We start from the raw sequence: 1505 nt of genomic DNA on the forward strand, positions 1-1505 counted from the left end.
ACGGGCACGAGCCCGAGCTGCCACGCGAAGCCGAGCATCAGGATGTTCGCGCCGATCGTATCGCCGAGAAAACGCGTCGCCAATGCCTGGGCATCGCATGACGAGAGCCGTTCGCCGCCCGCCGCGTTGCGCATCTTGTCGAGCAGCGCGCTCGCGTGCAGGTTCGCATCCGGGTCGCGCACGAACGTTGCGTTCGGAATCGCATGCGTGTTCACGACGATCCGCGTACGCCCGTGGCGCACCGTCTGCAACGCGTCGGCGCTCGCGCCGACCACCATATCGCAGGCGAGCAGCACGTCCGCCTGCTGCGTATCGATGCGCACCTGGTTCAGCCATTCGTCGCGTGCGGCAAAGCGCACGTACGACAGCACCGCGCCGCCCTTTTGTGCAAACCCCATGAAATCGAGCACCGACGCGCTCTTGCCCTCGAGATGCGCGGCCATACTGATGAGCGCGCCGACCGTCACGACGCCGGTGCCGCCGACGCCCGTCACCAGAATGTCGTACGGCGCCGCATCGAGGTGCGTGGCCGGCTGCGGCAGCGCATCGACGCGCATCGCGAGCGCCGCGGCGTCGAATGCGACGCCCGCCGCCTTTTTCAACGCGCCGCCTTCGATCGTGACGAAGCTCGGGCAAAAGCCGTTCACACACGAATAGTCCTTGTTGCAGGAAGACTGATCGATACGGCGCTTACGCCCAAGCGGCGTCTCGACGGGCTCGACCGACAGGCAGTTCGACTGCACGCCGCAATCGCCACAGCCTTCACAGACGGCTTCGTTGATGAAGAGCCGTTTGTCAGGGTCGGGGAATTCGCCCTTCTTGCGGCGGCGGCGCTTTTCGGCCGCGCAGGTCTGGTCGTAGATCAGCACGGTGACGCCGTCGATATCGCGCAACTGCCGCTGCACGGTATCGAGTTCGCTGCGGTGATGGAACGTGGTGCCCTGCGGAAACAGGCCGTGGTGGCCGTCATACTTTTCCGGCTCGTCGCTGACCACGACGAAGTGCGAAACGCCCTCCGCTTCCACTTGCCGCGCGATCTGCGGCACCGAGATGCTGCCGTCGACGGGCTGTCCGCCTGTCATTGCAACTGCGTCGTTGTAGAGAATCTTGTAGGTGATCGTCGCTTTTGCGGCGACCGCCTGGCGGATCGCCAGAATGCCGGAGTGGAAGTAGGTGCCGTCGCCGAGATTCTGGAACACGTGGCGCGTCTGCGTGAACATCGAATGCGCGGCCCAGTCGACGCCTTCGCCGCCCATCTGGATCAGCCCGGTCGTATCGCGCTCCATCCACGACGCCATGAAGTGGCAGCCAATACCGGCCTGCGCGATTGAGCCTTCGGGCACTTTGGTCGACGTGTTGTGCGGGCAGCCCGAGCAGAAGTACGGCGTGCGCCGCACCGCATCGGCTTCGTTCGACAGGATCTGCGGCGCGACCAGGTCGACGACGCGCTCGCGCCGGTCAAGCGCGGGCTTGTGGCGTGCGAGCCAGCTCGCGAATACCGGCAG

At 65.5% G+C, this 1505-nt stretch carries 1 protein-coding gene; it reads right to left on the reverse strand.

Translation table 11 applies throughout. The annotated features are described in order from the left end of the window. Positions 1-1505, reverse strand: a 1505-nt coding sequence (locus HV796_RS42250) for an indolepyruvate ferredoxin oxidoreductase family protein (RefSeq protein ID WP_175233546.1), incomplete at both ends; no start/stop codon positions are given.

Origin of the sequence: Paraburkholderia humisilvae (assembly GCF_902859855.1) — a bacterium.
In the GTDB taxonomy this organism is placed as follows: domain Bacteria; phylum Pseudomonadota; class Gammaproteobacteria; order Burkholderiales; family Burkholderiaceae; genus Paraburkholderia; species Paraburkholderia humisilvae.